The 14,092-nt window shown below is 36.6% G+C and carries 19 protein-coding genes and 1 pseudogene; 17 read left to right on the top strand and 3 right to left on the bottom strand.

Annotated features, from left to right (window positions below):
• Positions 1-501 precede the first annotated feature (501 nt).
• The 8 genes and pseudogenes from SJY24_RS24115 to SJY24_RS24080 all read left to right on the top strand — a co-directional run bounded on the left by SJY24_RS24115 (position 502) and on the right by SJY24_RS24080 (position 5,111).
• On the top strand, positions 502-717 hold the full coding sequence (locus tag SJY24_RS24115) for a helix-turn-helix transcriptional regulator (protein WP_212089686.1): 216 nt from the start codon (positions 502-504) through the stop codon (positions 715-717).
• A complete protein-coding gene (locus tag SJY24_RS24110; RefSeq protein WP_377866442.1) occupies positions 714-1,091 on the top strand; it encodes a permease in 378 nt (125 codons plus the stop codon). Before SJY24_RS24115 ends, SJY24_RS24110 begins: the two co-directional genes overlap by 4 nt.
• A gap of 28 nt (positions 1,092-1,119) precedes the next feature.
• Positions 1,120-1,302 (top strand): DUF3976 domain-containing protein, encoded by a 183-nt coding sequence (locus SJY24_RS24105; protein WP_001178300.1) that lies wholly within the window; start codon positions 1,120-1,122, stop codon positions 1,300-1,302.
• Between the two features lie 133 nt (positions 1,303-1,435).
• Positions 1,436-1,798, top strand: a pseudogene (locus SJY24_RS24100) (hypothetical protein).
• A 16-nt stretch (positions 1,799-1,814) separates the two neighbouring features.
• Positions 1,815-2,084, top strand: coding sequence for a hypothetical protein (locus SJY24_RS24095; RefSeq protein ID WP_377866441.1), 270 nt, complete (start codon positions 1,815-1,817; stop codon positions 2,082-2,084).
• Between the two features lie 190 nt (positions 2,085-2,274).
• On the top strand, positions 2,275-2,871 hold the full coding sequence (locus SJY24_RS24090) for a hypothetical protein (RefSeq protein ID WP_377866440.1): 597 nt from the start codon (positions 2,275-2,277) through the stop codon (positions 2,869-2,871).
• 528 nt (positions 2,872-3,399) lie between these two features.
• Positions 3,400-4,125 (top strand): TRADD-N-associated membrane domain-containing protein, encoded by a 726-nt coding sequence (locus tag SJY24_RS24085; RefSeq protein ID WP_377866439.1) that lies wholly within the window; start codon positions 3,400-3,402, stop codon positions 4,123-4,125.
• A gap of 236 nt (positions 4,126-4,361) precedes the next feature.
• Positions 4,362-5,111, top strand: coding sequence for a Cthe_2314 family HEPN domain-containing protein (locus SJY24_RS24080; RefSeq protein WP_377866438.1), 750 nt, complete (start codon positions 4,362-4,364; stop codon positions 5,109-5,111).
• Positions 5,112-5,341: 230 nt separating this feature from the next.
• Here the strand turns inward: SJY24_RS24080 and SJY24_RS24075 are convergent, their stop codons facing one another.
• Complete coding sequence (locus SJY24_RS24075) at positions 5,342-5,635, bottom strand: hypothetical protein (protein WP_377866437.1); 294 nt, start codon at positions 5,633-5,635, stop codon at positions 5,342-5,344.
• Between the two features lie 428 nt (positions 5,636-6,063).
• Here SJY24_RS24075 and SJY24_RS24070 point away from each other — a divergent pair, with 428 nt between their 5' ends.
• Both SJY24_RS24070 and SJY24_RS24065 read left to right on the top strand, forming a co-directional pair.
• Positions 6,064-6,636 (top strand): recombinase family protein, encoded by a 573-nt coding sequence (locus SJY24_RS24070; protein ID WP_377866436.1) that lies wholly within the window; start codon positions 6,064-6,066, stop codon positions 6,634-6,636.
• Positions 6,637-7,879: 1,243 nt separating this feature from the next.
• The gene (locus SJY24_RS24065; protein ID WP_377866435.1) at positions 7,880-8,197 is read left to right on the top strand and encodes a hypothetical protein; all 318 of its coding nucleotides are present in this window, start codon (positions 7,880-7,882) and stop codon (positions 8,195-8,197) included.
• 486 nt (positions 8,198-8,683) lie between these two features.
• Here the strand turns inward: SJY24_RS24065 and SJY24_RS24060 are convergent, their stop codons facing one another.
• Positions 8,684-9,076 (bottom strand): hypothetical protein, encoded by a 393-nt coding sequence (locus tag SJY24_RS24060; RefSeq protein ID WP_377866433.1) that lies wholly within the window; start codon positions 9,074-9,076, stop codon positions 8,684-8,686.
• 136 nt (positions 9,077-9,212) lie between these two features.
• Here SJY24_RS24060 and SJY24_RS24055 point away from each other — a divergent pair, with 136 nt between their 5' ends.
• The 7 genes from SJY24_RS24055 (at position 9,213) to SJY24_RS24025 (ending at position 13,767) form a co-directional block, all read left to right on the top strand.
• The gene (locus SJY24_RS24055; RefSeq protein ID WP_377866432.1) at positions 9,213-9,491 is read left to right on the top strand and encodes a Rha family transcriptional regulator; all 279 of its coding nucleotides are present in this window, start codon (positions 9,213-9,215) and stop codon (positions 9,489-9,491) included.
• A 525-nt stretch (positions 9,492-10,016) separates the two neighbouring features.
• A complete protein-coding gene (locus SJY24_RS24050; protein WP_377866431.1) occupies positions 10,017-10,223 on the top strand; it encodes a helix-turn-helix domain-containing protein in 207 nt (68 codons plus the stop codon).
• Positions 10,224-10,245: 22 nt separating this feature from the next.
• Positions 10,246-10,830, top strand: a complete 585-nt coding sequence (locus SJY24_RS24045) for a winged helix-turn-helix domain-containing protein (RefSeq protein WP_377866430.1) — start codon at positions 10,246-10,248, stop codon at positions 10,828-10,830.
• 42 nt (positions 10,831-10,872) lie between these two features.
• Positions 10,873-11,604 carry a BRO family protein gene (locus SJY24_RS24040; RefSeq protein ID WP_377866429.1) on the top strand — a complete coding sequence of 244 codons (732 nt, stop codon included), beginning with the start codon at positions 10,873-10,875 and terminating at the stop codon, positions 11,602-11,604.
• A 93-nt stretch (positions 11,605-11,697) separates the two neighbouring features.
• Positions 11,698-12,378 carry a hypothetical protein gene (locus tag SJY24_RS24035; RefSeq protein ID WP_377866427.1) on the top strand — a complete coding sequence of 227 codons (681 nt, stop codon included), beginning with the start codon at positions 11,698-11,700 and terminating at the stop codon, positions 12,376-12,378.
• An 80-nt stretch (positions 12,379-12,458) separates the two neighbouring features.
• Positions 12,459-13,106, top strand: coding sequence for a hypothetical protein (locus SJY24_RS24030; protein WP_377866426.1), 648 nt, complete (start codon positions 12,459-12,461; stop codon positions 13,104-13,106).
• A gap of 16 nt (positions 13,107-13,122) precedes the next feature.
• The gene (locus SJY24_RS24025) at positions 13,123-13,767 is read left to right on the top strand and encodes an HGGxSTG domain-containing protein (protein ID WP_377866425.1); all 645 of its coding nucleotides are present in this window, start codon (positions 13,123-13,125) and stop codon (positions 13,765-13,767) included.
• Between the two features lie 81 nt (positions 13,768-13,848).
• On the opposite strand, the gene SJY24_RS24020 is transcribed toward SJY24_RS24025, so the two are convergent.
• Entirely contained in the window at positions 13,849-14,076 is a 228-nt protein-coding gene (locus tag SJY24_RS24020; RefSeq protein ID WP_377866424.1) for a hypothetical protein, read from the bottom strand.
• Positions 14,077-14,092 lie beyond the last annotated feature (16 nt).

The raw sequence follows: 14,092 nt of genomic DNA, 5'->3' as shown, positions 1-14,092 counted from the left end.
GTTTGGATTATATATATTGAAATAATAAGCGCTTTCATTGATATTATACAACAATATAACGGAATATAGTATAAAAAATAAAAAATTATGAATTTAGCGTAAACTTTATTTCGATAGTGTTAAATATCGAAAGGAAAATGAAGGATTTCTACAAAAAAAGTGGCTAAACATAAAAAATGCTTCATAAACCGTTAGTTTCTATAAATATGGCGAAAAACAACGTAAAAGCAATAGCGCATTTCATCTAATAAGGAGAAGAATGAAATAGTTTAAAAGGATAAAACAAATATGGAGATATTAAATTTTCACAAAAGTGGGGAGGAGATATAGTAACGGATATATACATTGTTCCATGTTTCATTTCAAAATAGACATGATTAAGTTGGAAAAGTTTCTTCTATATAAATAGAATGCAAAATAATCTAAATGAATGTAAAGGAACCTTGACGTAAAGCTTCCTTTACATATATACTCGATATAAGGGAGGAGGGAGAAATTTCCTTGGAAAATAAAATGGTCGAATACCGAAAAAAATTTGGACTATCTCAAGAGAAATTGGCTGAGAAACTTGGGGTTTCCAGACAAACCATCATTTCAATTGAAAAAGGGAAATATGATCCATCACTTCCATTAGCATTTGAAATAGCGAAAACATTCCAGACAACGATAGAACATGTATTTATTTATGAAGCAAAAGAAGAGGAGGAGAAAGGATGAATTATTCACAAAAGTACTTTGTTATTATGGGAATTATCTTTTTAATTATGAGTGGATTTATGATACTAGCAGGTATAATGACCCATTCAGCACCGCCAATTCCAACTTATACCGTGCTTGCAATGATGATTATGTGTTTCTGCCTAAGCTACTTGCACCCGCAATTTAAGGAAAAAGATGAGCGAATGAAACTCATTCGTTATAAAGGGATGTTCTTCAGCTTTTTTGCGCTAACAGCATATTATCTTCTTTTCTCTATTGGTTTGAACTTAAAAGTAATTACACTATCTGCGATTGAATTATTGAATATACTTATGGCACTTACGATGAGTACAGTTTTTATCTCATTTGTTGTTTTATCGAAAAGATATTAAGATGGAAGAGAGAAAGGAAGATTAACATATGCAAATGATGTATGCTTTTGGCATTGGGCTTGTATTATTTTTAGCCGTATTCTTATTTATTCGTAAAGATGTTCAAGGCGGGACGTTAACGAAAAGAGGATTTTATAAAATGATCGGCTGTTTAGTTGTTATGTTTATAGCGATTATCGTAATGATCGTTTTAATAAATCAGTCACTATAGAAGTTAAAAATGGAACCTTACTTTGTAAGGTTTTTCTTTTCGAAGAATAAAGCAAAAATTACCATAAAAGCCATTTACTATCTATTCTCTGTATTATATAATCCAATAAAATGATAGGTAAGGAGAATAGTATATGAATAAAAAAGCTATCTTCTTTATAGCAGTATGTCCACTACTTATAGCTAGTATTACTTACATAATATGTAACAAACGAGAACAAGTGCCACCTATGTTAGTATGGGAGGGCCAGGAATACTACGTTACGAATGAACCTGTCAAAGCAGAAGAAGTCGGGTAAAAGCTTGGCGAAGTGACAAAGAAAATTGAAACAAGCCAACAACCTACTAAAAATAGCGAATCCAACATATTACAAGAAAAAACAGAAGTATTTGAAATGATTTTAGAAGAAGAGGATGAAAGGCGTCCCATACTCGTAAAAGAACCTAATAGTGAAGAATATAGAGTAGCAAGGCCGATGTTAAAACAAGTACTATAATGAAAAGGAGACTCATATGCAGACAGTAACTTCATATCCGTGGTCGTTAAGAAAAACATTTGTCTTTTTCCTTTGCTTTATTCTGCCTCCTATCGGTGCCGTTTGCATTTTGATGAATAGAGAGGCGCTACAAAAGAGAGACTTCATTTTATATTTATTATTTGCTGCTATTAATATATCGCTTTGGTTGTCTCTTATGATTTTTGATCGGAGCATATGGATGGTAACAGGACATTATATACTTGGAGTAATTGTTATTGTTTTTTCAAATATGAATAAGAGATAAATCAGCAATCTTAAAGTTGCTGGTTTTTATTTTATAAAGAAGGCTTTGTAGAAATGCTACAAGGCTCTTTGTCTTTAGGGAAAGAATAGAAAACAAATCATATAAATGATATACTAAAAAATGTTTGTAATGTCAGTTTCATACTATTATATAGTGATGACTTACTAGAAAAGATAAGAGGAGAATAAACGTGAAAAAGATAAAGAAATTATTGCTGTTAATGATGGTAGTAGGATTAACAGTTGGTGTTCTAGCAGGATGTGCAAACCCGAAAGATACTGCTAAAGAATTTTTAACAGCGATACAAAAAGGTGACCTAGAAAAGGCTCGCACATTTGTTGAAAGTGATAAAGAGTTTAGTAAACTAAATGAAAAAACAGACGATGCTGACGGAAAAGCAATGCTGAGCGCAATTACAAAAAGCTTTAAATTTGAAAAGCTAGAAGAAGTATCAAAAAAGGATGACAAAGCAGAGGTTAAAGTAAAAGTTACATCTGTTGATCTATCCGTTGCCGTAACAAAAGCAATGGGAGAAGTTATGCCAATGGCCTTCGCTAGTGCCTTTAGCGAAGACAAAGAGCAATCTGAAAAGGCAATAGAAAAAACAATGACATCAACTATCATCAAAAACTTAGCGGATAAAGAGGCAGCGATGGCAACTCGCGAAGTTACATTGAACTTAAAGAAAGACAAAGATGGCGACTACAAAATCGTTGCTGATGACAACCTACAAGAATTGTTATTTGCTAATGCGAAGTCTTTGGAGAAGATGTTTGGTGGGAAGTGATTAACTGGTAAGATTTTTAGTTTTTATAAGAAGTACCTTGGATAAAAAAAGACACGATATCACCAAGTAGGTTGATATCGTGTCTCTTTTTATATGACCCCGGAGAGGCTCGAACTCACGACCTCCACCCTGTCAAGGGAACTTCCCAGTGAACTGTAGAGGTTTGGGATCAGTAAAACTTATATGTATCAAGGCTCTCAAGTTATTATCCTCATTGAGAACCACTTCAGTTAGAGTTTCTTACGGAAAATACTAAAGTAGTTTTAATATTTAGTCAACCCTCTTTTGTTGCGACCTCCACAGTTGTGGCTTTTGAGTTAACGTTCTCAAGTTTATTGCTAATTAGTAAACTAGGTAATCTATCTCGGGGGGACATCAGGAAATGGAAATTATCGTCTGTTGATTTTTGGTACACTATAATATAATAGGAGGATATAATGATAAAAGGAGGAGTTTAAGATAAATATTGATCCACTTTTAACTCCGCGTAAAACCATACTTAAAGAAAGAAAAAAAGAGTTAAATCAATTGATTGTTGAGAGGAAGAATAGAAATAAACTTTTCTTGATTTTAGGTGTCGTAAGTATCTGTATACTTGCTTATTTGATGTATAGCGAAGCAGATTCTTTCAAAGAAAATAGTTCAGGAACAAAAATTTATTTGATTGGCCTAACGGGATCTTTTACATTCATGGTTATGTATTTTTTTACACAACCTTTAAGAAGACCGTCAAATGAGTATATAACTGAACTACAAGAGGTGGAGAATGAGTTAGATCTATTAAGTATCTCTCACTCATCATTAGAGGAAAGATCGGAAAAACTTTTTAAGCATCACCATTTTGAATTGAAGAGATACTATGATGAGAACTTAAAACAAAGCTCATGGATATTTGTTGTTGGTATAGCATGTATATTAATCGGTTTTGCAATAATTGGAATAACTTTGTATTTCTTAATTACTAACAGTTCCAACGAGCTAGAAAATAAGATAATTGTAGCCTCGGTAGGTGCGATAGGAGCTATTCTATCTAATTTTATTGCTGTAATTTATTTGAAAATGCATTCTGAGGCTGTAAAATCATTAACAGAGTTCCATAATCGTTTTGTGCACACGCACCATTTTTACTTCGGTAATTTTTTACTGTCTAAGATTCAGAATGAGAGCAAGAGAGAAGATGCACTTGTTGAGCTGGCTTTAAAGATTAATGGGATTTCTCCAAAGGCTCCAGCTCAAGGGGAAGAAAGTAAATAGGTATCACCTAAACACTGTTTGGATCTAAGCAGTGTTTTTCTATGGAGTTTACACTTCGACAATCAATAGAAACTCTCTTGATAAGCTGGTGAGGTAGGACTCTTAAGCCATACTGTTAGAGAGAATAACTCAATTATAAGTGATTAGGAGGAAGAAGCTAAGAGGGTGTTCTCGTGAAATCTTATTAACAGACTTGTGATATTGCTATACACTAGGAATAGATAAGGAGGAGAAGAATGACTATTGAAATTGATTTGTTTGAATTCCCAACAAAAGAAGAGATGGCACCTCTTTTAAAAGAAAGTCCACTTTATAGTTATAGAATTGAGGGAGACTTATTTTATTGGACTAGGGAGCAACTTTTTGGATTTGATATAATTGATCATCATATTGCCGCTCAGGATTTTACACGTTCATTAAATAATAGAATCTTTCAGTTGGATTTGAGTTACTCATACCTCTTATATTATTCAAATCGAGGTATCTCAGATGGAGAGTATCCATATTTGGATAAATTACCAAATGAAGAATGGACGAATAAGATTCACTTTGAGAACAATGTTGATATCTTGTTTCCAAAAGCTTTTACAGCTTTAGATTTACTAGCTCATTTGTTGTTTGCTTGCTTAGGCTTAAAAACTGAGAAGAAAATAAAAGGTAAAACAAAAAATATTAATAAAAGCTTTAATAGTGCGATGTATCAGATTAAAAAACTAGATAGAGAGTTATATAATAAATTAAATAAAATTAGGGATTCTATAGAATTTCAAAAAGCCTCTAAAGTGAGAAATGACATAATACATAACCAGCCACCTTATGAGATGCGAAACGAAAAAGTAAAAAGCTCAGGTGGTACTGAAACAGTGATGGTTAAATATACACCATCTAAGGAGATACTAAATATTGCGAGAGGTTTACTTGAGTTAATGAGACAGATATTTATAATAGTTGAGGATTTTCTTAAAGAGAAGCAATCTTGTTTGTGATTCCAATGTATGGAAACTTGCGAGAAAAAAGAGAGGGAGAGCTGATGGGGAACCTCTTAATTTAACTCTAGAGGTAAAACACCCACCTCGATGTGGTCACTTTTCAGTACATTGATATAGGAACTATAAAGGGTATAAAAATATAACAACTTAGCTATGCCTGAGAAAGCGAAACTCCCTCGGAACCCTACCAGTACAAACAAAAGAGGTAGAACCTGTATAGCTCTACCTCACAGTATCTCCTTAGTAGCTTTTATGTACTCCACCATCTCGTAAGACACTCTACTATCCTTATAAAAGTTAACATTTCTCCCCGTTAGTTGGTTCGTCAGGTACATCTTCTTATCACGGCCACTCCCTAGGAACAGCACCATGTCTGCACCTGTAAAGACAAACTCTCTATTGCTGCTATACACAAGAACGGCCTTAGTAGGTAAGTGATCCATAGCTTCTTTGTGTTCCTTCATAGCTCCCCAGTCACTCTTAAAGTCATCTGAAAGTTTTTTAAATAACTTTTTAATCACTCTACATTCCCCATTTCCCCATAGGTTACTTAGCTATTACATTACCTGAGACATAACTCTATGTAAATACTTTACAAATCTTACTTTATAGGAGGCTGGAACTTATGAGTCTAACTCATGAGTAACTAGCTCAGTTAAAACAACAAATGAAAGATTCCCAGTTACAGTTACCGAGTTGAATATTAAGTACTAATTCACAGGCACACTCAAGCAGAAAGGTAGCTACTACGACTATGTTAAATAGGGCTATCCTAAGATTACATAAAACGATAGATAAGTGTAATCATCTAACTAGGGAAGCAAACCTTGCCGTTAAGCCTTTTGGGTGTTACATAAAGTTATTACATAAAAGATTATACAAAACGTTTACACTTAATACACTCTCATGTTACATTAAAGGCACAATAAATGTAAGGGAGAGGAACCTGATGAGAATCGCCTATGCTAGGGTTTCAACTGATGAGCAGTTACTTGATAGACAACTAGAAGCACTCAATAAGTATGGCTATGATAGATTAATTCAAGAGAAGTATACCGGAACTAAGAAAGATCGAGCAGGACTAACCCAGCTCATGGATACAGTACGAGAAGGTGATACCGTTATTGTAGAAGCTATTAGCAGACTAGGGAGAAACACTCTTGATATCCTTACAACTGTCGAGGAGTTAAATAATATGGGTGTTACTTTCGTATCGCTAAAGGAAAATATGGATACTTCAACGCCAACTGGAAAAGCTATGTTCTCTATGATGGCAGTAATCAGCCAGCTCGAAAGGGACTTAATAGCAGAACGAACAAAAGAAGGACTAGCAAGCGCTAAGAAACGTGGAGTTAAACTAGGTAGACCTCAATTAGACAATGATACAATAAGGATAGCTCTACAGATGTATGACTCAGGAGAATATTCCATCAAGGACATTGTTGGTCAAGTAGGGATATCTCAAGGTAAGCTATATAAAGAGATTAATAAGAGGAAATTACAAGAAGGAACTACGAGATAGGTGACAATTAAGTTGCTGCCTCGTTGTTTCTTTTTTATTTGTATACGAGTATGAACCATGTAGCTGCATCTTTTGAGTGTGTACCTAACAGTATCCTCGTGTGCGGATTTGATAAGCGGATACGTAAGTTGATACTTGTATGTACGGTTGAAGAGTGCCAGCTCATAAGGTATTTGTTATTGATAGTTGTATGAGGTAAGCCCAGCTCATATGTACTACTTGTATGGCTAGACTCTGTGGTATTGTCCTCTGACAGTTGCTCTCGTTAGCTGGCTCTCTGTGACTGTAGAGGCGGGATACTCCTTGGCTCTCCCTCCCTAGCCTCACGTATTACAACCGTAGGGGTGGGTGCACATATCGGATGGTGCCATACAGTGTTACTATACAGACACAAAATCGGCCTCCTAAGTCAATTTTATAAAATTTATTTTCCCAACATTCGCCCTCATAGTTACATCTCCGTTGACCGTCCTCGTTAGCTCCTCCTAAAAAGTGCTTGTTTTTGATACTCTGACCTTTTTTAGGAGTCTCTAAAATGGCTGTATCCCTTGGTATATCTAGCTTCTGCTAGGGGTGGGCACTTTTGGAGGAACCCTCAAGAGTGATCTGTCTCTCAGCTCTACTCTAAGAGTTTTACCTTTAAAGAATAACTGCTTATTTTTGATACTCTGTAGTTAAATCTAAGTAGTGAAACTAGTAGTAAACCCAGTAGTACCAAGGGTTTAACCCCATTAGATAATTCTAGTAAGTTAAAACCTAAAGAGTTAAAACTATTAAGTTCAACTAATTAGTCTAACTCATAGGTTCTTAACTTCTCAAAACATAAATACTTAAAACCTGAGAAGGATAACTAATTAAGTAATACCTACAGAGAATAGCTTTATTTAGCTCTGTAGTTCAACTAATTAGTTCTACCTCAGGTAGTTATTTGTTTTAAATGTATTTAAATACTTAAAACCTAGAGAAGGATAAACTCTTAGAGAATAGTTATATAGTCTTTCTCTTGGTTTCACCAAGTAGTAAACCTATATAGAATAACTTATTAGTCTTTCTCAGTAGTTCTTTTAATTATTTCTTTTTACTGAGCTGGAACTAATAGAGAATAACTTAAAGAATTTAATTAATTAGTAATACCTTAGAAACCCTGTCACTAAGTTATTTACACAGAGCTGACTTCCTTAGATAATATTGATAGGGCAACCTTAAGAGCGAATAGAATAAATTGAACTAAGGAGGAGGTTAAATGATCAAACGCTTTGGAGCTTTATTTATAGGTATCAGCTTATTAGGTGCATGTTCTCAAGAAGAAGCTACCAAGAAGGTACCACTCGAGGACTACAAGCCATCTCAGGGGTACATAAATGAGGAAGAGTTTAAAGCTCTTGAGTATGATATGACCCGTGAGGATGTAGCTGAGTTGGTTGGCGGTGAAGGTGAATTATACAATGAAGAGGGCTACGTAGAAACTATAATTTACCAAGGTCAAGGCGATATAGAGTTTGCTATGCTACGATTCGAAAATGGCAAGTTGGATATGTACAATAAAATGGATAAGGAATGATAACGGCATATAGGTTATACACGAGGAGTTAGGCTAAGGAGGTCTACTCCTTTATTACATTCTTAAAGGCACCTCTCTTGCCTACCCATGAGATACTCTATACAGGTGTACCCTGAGGTGTGATAGGAAACCTCGAGAACAAGTGCAATAACTATTTAATTCCTTGCCTAATCTGTTCTTGATTAGTAAATGGTTTTATCAGTAGTAAACTCAACGATAATCCACACAATACTAATCCATTTACATATGACTTGGTAATTGAGCCATAGAAATTTCCTTCTAAGCTATAAGCTCTATCTTGTTTACTTTCAAACTCATAGTTATTAAATGGTTCACCTAGAGCCGGCAACGATCGTCCTAGTCTTGTGTGTAATTCCATCTCGGGGGAAATTTCGCAAGTTTCAATTGATTGTGCTGCGTTCTCCTCAGTGTTCAACAGTTGAGTACGAACCTCTTTGGCAACTTCAGAATTACGTAATAGCATTCCTACTCGGAGGATAGCCCCTTAGGGAATAAGCCATTAATGTTGTTAGAGAATGTATATTCATCTCCATTTCTCATTGTTACCACATGTGCTCCTACTTTCTTTGTTTGTATTTCTACTTGGGGCATATTGCACCTTATAGAATCTACTATTTCTGTTCCTGATTTTGTTTCGTATCCGTCCAATATCAATTCTTCTTTGTATCTTCTAATTACACTTTGTAATGAGGATAAATTTACATTATAAAACTTAGCAACCTGTTGAGTAGTAGCTACTTCTAATTCTGGTAGTAATAATAAGTTTTTTACCCTGCTAAGTACCTCCACTCTGTCAATTAAGCTATCACGCTTGTCTTTTGGGTCGATTACTTCATTAGTCACTTTTACGTCACTCATTAATATTCCCCCTGCCTAGTTTAGTTTTAGTTCAATTATATGCCATCTTCTGTTCGGAACCAATAGTATACATATATTCTAAAAAAAGGTAATACTACAGTGAGATTTAGGTAATATAAACTAAGGGGGAATTTTAATGACAGGTTTACGATTGGTACAAACTAATGAGAATAAAATGGAGAATCTTTACATTGATAGCCGAGAAGTTGCGGAGATGACTGGGAAGAGACACGATCATTTAATTAGAGACATCGAGCTTTATAATGGGGTTTTAGGGATGTCCCCAGATTTGGGGGCAACTAATTTCTTTGTGAAAAGTACCTATCAAGATGCATACAACAGAACGAAACCTTGCTACCTCCTAACTCGTAAGGGTTGCGATATGGTAGAGCTAGGTAACCCTTACATAGATTGAACATTAAAGCTGTAATTCACGAGTAGCCTGTAGAGGTTGCTTGCTGGGTTGCAGTTTTTTTTGTGTATTAATCATGAAGGGGTAAATAAGGGGTTGTGACATCACTCGTATGTTATAGGTGTAGGAAATTTTTAGGTGTTATGTTACCCGTATGTTATATGTGAGCGAATCTTTTTCAAGAGTATATTCTAATCGGTATACCGTGAGAAGGAATGGTTTTTCAAAGTTCAAAGGTGGACTTGCTAAAGGTCGCAACCCTGTTGGAGGCTAATTTTTTCTCTGATAGGTCACAGCCATATCATATTAGTAATGAAGGGGTATTTTTGAGATAGTCACATATCTCCTAATTATCTTATTGAAGGGATAAATAAGAGATAGTCACATCACTTATTTTGTTATCCACTTCGAAACAACTTATTATATCCACCTCCTAGTTTTGGCTGGCTTACCTAATGAGCCAGCTCCCTTTTGGAGGTTAGTGGAGTAAAAACGCTATATAAAATAATTACCAAGGAGGTTGAAACGGTGACAGTTAAATTCTATTTGGACGTTGATAAGATAATTAATACTTATGGAGTTTCAATTACACAGTTAGCTGACAGGGCAAACCTAGATCGTTCATATATGAGTAAGATTAAAAGAGGTTCACCAATTAGTTTAAACACGCTATCTCGGATTGCTACCGCTTTAGGTGAGAAAGATGCATCTCGAATATTGAGTGTTAAAGAGTAAGACAAAAAGGGAGCTGATAAGGTTGAATAACTGGAATACATTCATTGAGTGGAGAAACGAACAAGGCTTAAAAGGTTTAGCTACTGAGGATGAATACAACGAGTACCTATCTCAAGTAGGAGAGCAACCTGAGAGTGATAAGCTAAAGGGAAAGGAATTACAGGAGCTAGAAAGTGATTTTGCTGGTTTAGGAGTAAAAAAATCTGTACAAGCGACTTTCGATGCTATCCGAGAGCTGATTGTTTTGGGTTCGACTGTCACATACGACGATCTGGCCCAGCTCACAGGGAACAGCCTAGCAACCGTTAAACGCCATGTAGCTGAACTCGAGGAGAAAGGCTTCCTACACATCAAACGAGGGCAACATACTAACACGTATTACTATGGAGTTGATATGAAAAAGGATGCTAAGAAGGCAATCAAACTAGTTGATGAGTTCGCTTGGATTGGTTCCACAGAGGATATTGCTGGAGAGGTTACTTTTGTTGAGGGAACGACTGAGGTTCATAAAACTATATGGAACACTAAAGAGTTGCTTACTCGTACAGCTTCTTTTTTTAGGGTTAGATTGAATAGGGGAAAATATCCTATAAATATCGTAGCATAGGTGAAAATCAATAGTAAAAAAACTAAAAAGGAGATGAAGAAAATGAATAATTTACAAGTGTTTAATCACAGCGAGTTAGGACAAGTAAGAACAATTGAACAGGATAAAGTTGTTTGGTTTGCTGCTAAAGACGTATGTGAAGTATTAGAGATTCAAAATACTACGCAAGCAACTCAAAGGTTAGATTCTGATGAGGTGACTATGTTAAACATAGGGGGCTTATCAGGCAATACAAACTTTATTAACGAGTCAGGTCTATATAGCTTAATCCTAGCTAGTCGCAAGCCACAAGCGAAAGCGTTCAAGAAGTGGATGACTAGTGAAGTCCTACCGAGTATTCGCCAAGATGGTGGTTACATTGTTACAACAGAGGAAGATGATGAACAAGCGATTATCGCTAAGGCTTTATTGCTAGCTCAGAGAACACTAGATAGGAAGACTCAGCAGCTTAAACAAGCAGAGGAAACAATTAAAGTGCAAACTCCAAAGGTTGAATACGTGGACAAGGTAATAGCTAACGAACATTACTGTACAGCAACTGACCTCGCTAAATTACTTGGTATGAGATCGGCTCAAGAATTGTACAACGAGCTAATAGATAAGAAGATTATCTACCGAAGCAAAAGAAAGAATTATCTTCATATGGCAAACTACACGTACTTACGTGAGCTAGATTATATCCGATACAAGCCTACCCAATCAGGTGTTCAAATGGAGTTTAGCGAGCAGGGGAAATTGGAGATTGCTAAACTGCTAGGAATCATTACCGATTAGGAAACCTCAACAACTACACCCTCACACAGTTCCACCTCTAGGAACAAAAGGGAACCAAACTAAATTAATTAAAACTAAGGAGAGTGTTCGAATATGTTAAACACAATTAAAGGATTATTAGAAAGCGGAAGTAAGAAAGTGAAGACTGTAGATGCTGCACAAAAGGAATTGGATAAGTTAACGGTAGCAGAGTCGGAATTACAAGGTAAACGCTCAGGAGTAGCTACACAAATCAGCGAGGTTGAACGTGCTCTAGGGATTATCTCAGCAAACTTAATCATTGACGAGAATGACAAACAAGCTCTAGCGAGTAAGGACAAAGGAACTAAGCGAGTTGAAATCCTACGAAAAGAACTTTCTGAGCTGGATTCTAAAATTGTAGAAGCTCAACAAAAGAAACTTGAAGCTAACAAAGAGCTGTTCCGATCTCAAGGTGAAGAAGCTCGTAAGAAAAACGTTGAGGCAATTAAACAAAGTAAAGTAATTGGTGGAATTAATGACTTCTTTGGGATTGATAGCTATAGCTCACACGGTATGAAAGGTGTACACAAGCAAGGTATTGATCTATCAGAGGCCTATGGATTAGGTGACTTCCAACAAATTAATCCAGTAGGTCAATCCTTTGTAATCAATGCTAATTCAGAAGACAATTCCAGAGGGCAAGAAAAGGCTAAGGAAATCGTCAAGGAAGCATTTGAAGCTATGAAGGCTGTACTCGATAAGCACGGTATTGAACTGCACCACGAGACAGAAAAACGAATCGAGAACCTATAAGAGTCGTATTCATGGGTGGCAACTCCCCGAGCGATAAGCTAAAGTAGTTGCAATTTATTTAAACTGAGGAGTTGAAACTAATGATTGAACAATTCTATGAAGATGGCATCCTACTTGAATCATTCTCGCAAGGCGCACCCGAAGAGGATCTACTCAAAGAAGCTGAATTATTCTCTACAGGAATGCACAGAGGACGCAACTACACAATCAAAGACTTGAAGAGGTTGGCTGATTCATTTAATGCTGAGGAAAAGACACCCTTACAGCTAGACCATTCGAGTAGCGTACGAGATACTGTAGGCTTCCTTGAGAGTGTGAGTGTAATAGGTAATAAGCTCATGGGTAAAGTTAGGATTATCGACGATATGGCAAAAGAGAAGATAACCAAGAAGCTTATGAAAAAGATATCGATCTCCTTTTACACTGAAAAACAAGGTAATCCCGATAAGATCCGTGAGGTGAGCCTCGTAACATTCCCCCAAGTAAAAACTGCACAATTATTCAGTGAGCAACCCCAATTAGATGATCGCAAGCAAGCACTATACAAGAAGGCAAAAGAGTTCCAACTCCAAATGAAATTCCGTGAATTACAAATGAAGATGGAAGCTGAGTATCAATCCTACATGGCCAACCTAAGAGGTGAAAATACCACTAAGTACACAGCTGATCAGGACAGAGAGTATGAGGAGTACCTGCAAGGACTAGGACTAAGAAATAAGGGGTTGTAATAGGGAGGTAGATAACATGGGTAAGCCTAAGGAATTACCTAACGGTCTCCGTGAGTATATAAACAACGTGAGAGACAGGCTTATTAGTGGTGACCTCACAAGAGGCTCTGAGGAGATGGTAACTATCAAAGAGAAGCTACAGAAAGAAGAAAGTATATGTGGTGCTATCTGTGGGAGTGGCAGGATATGTACTCAGCCACCGACTAATGAGAAGAACTTCCGCTGTAGAATGCACGGAGGACGTAGCACAGGAGCTACTACCAAGGAGGGAAAAAAAGTGAGAGATGCAAACTTGAAGACGGGACACGAGAGGACGATTCATGGGATTTATTCTAGGAAGTTCCTTGAGGAGTGGACTGAGGAGGAGCAAGCCTTCTACGATAACACTTGGAGTTACTACAAGGAAAACTATGACTTGGAGCCGCTAGATGAGGTAGCACTAGATCGCTTCCTCATAAATTCAATTAAAGCTATGCGAGTTGACTCTGTAGGTATGAACTATGCAATCAACTTAAAGGTTAGCCTAGTAGACTTTGAAGGAAAAGCAATCCGTCAGGCTGAGACTCTAGGGCTTAACCGTAAGTATCGTAAGAGTCGTCACAACTCGGATAATCCAAATGAGGTTAATCTTTTAAGTTTATTTGATATTGATGAAAAATAAATACCTATGAGTACGATAACTCACATGCTTACTTTGCAGGTAAGCTTATTTGTCGTTCGCGTAGGTCACATTGGAGGTGGTTTAAATCGCTAGTTTAATTGAGATTATAATTGATGCGGATGACCGAGCGAGTGCCCAGTTTAGGCACACCTCGTCAGAAGCTAAAAAGATGGCAGCTGTCATAGGAGGTATCACCATTGCAGCTTCCGCTATGACGCCAGCCTTACTAGGTGGACTCGGAGCTGTAACTGCACTGTTTGGTACTGCTGGTATTGCTGCCGTAGGATTCGGGGGACTGGCCGCCACCACGATAATGAAAACATGG

This window comes from Bacillus sp. R86525, assembly GCF_042466195.1.
In the GTDB taxonomy this organism is placed as follows: domain Bacteria; phylum Bacillota; class Bacilli; order Bacillales; family Bacillaceae_G; genus Bacillus_A; species Bacillus_A nitratireducens.
Note: the sequence above shows the minus strand (reverse complement) of the source record. Positions and strands in the feature narration are given on the sequence as shown.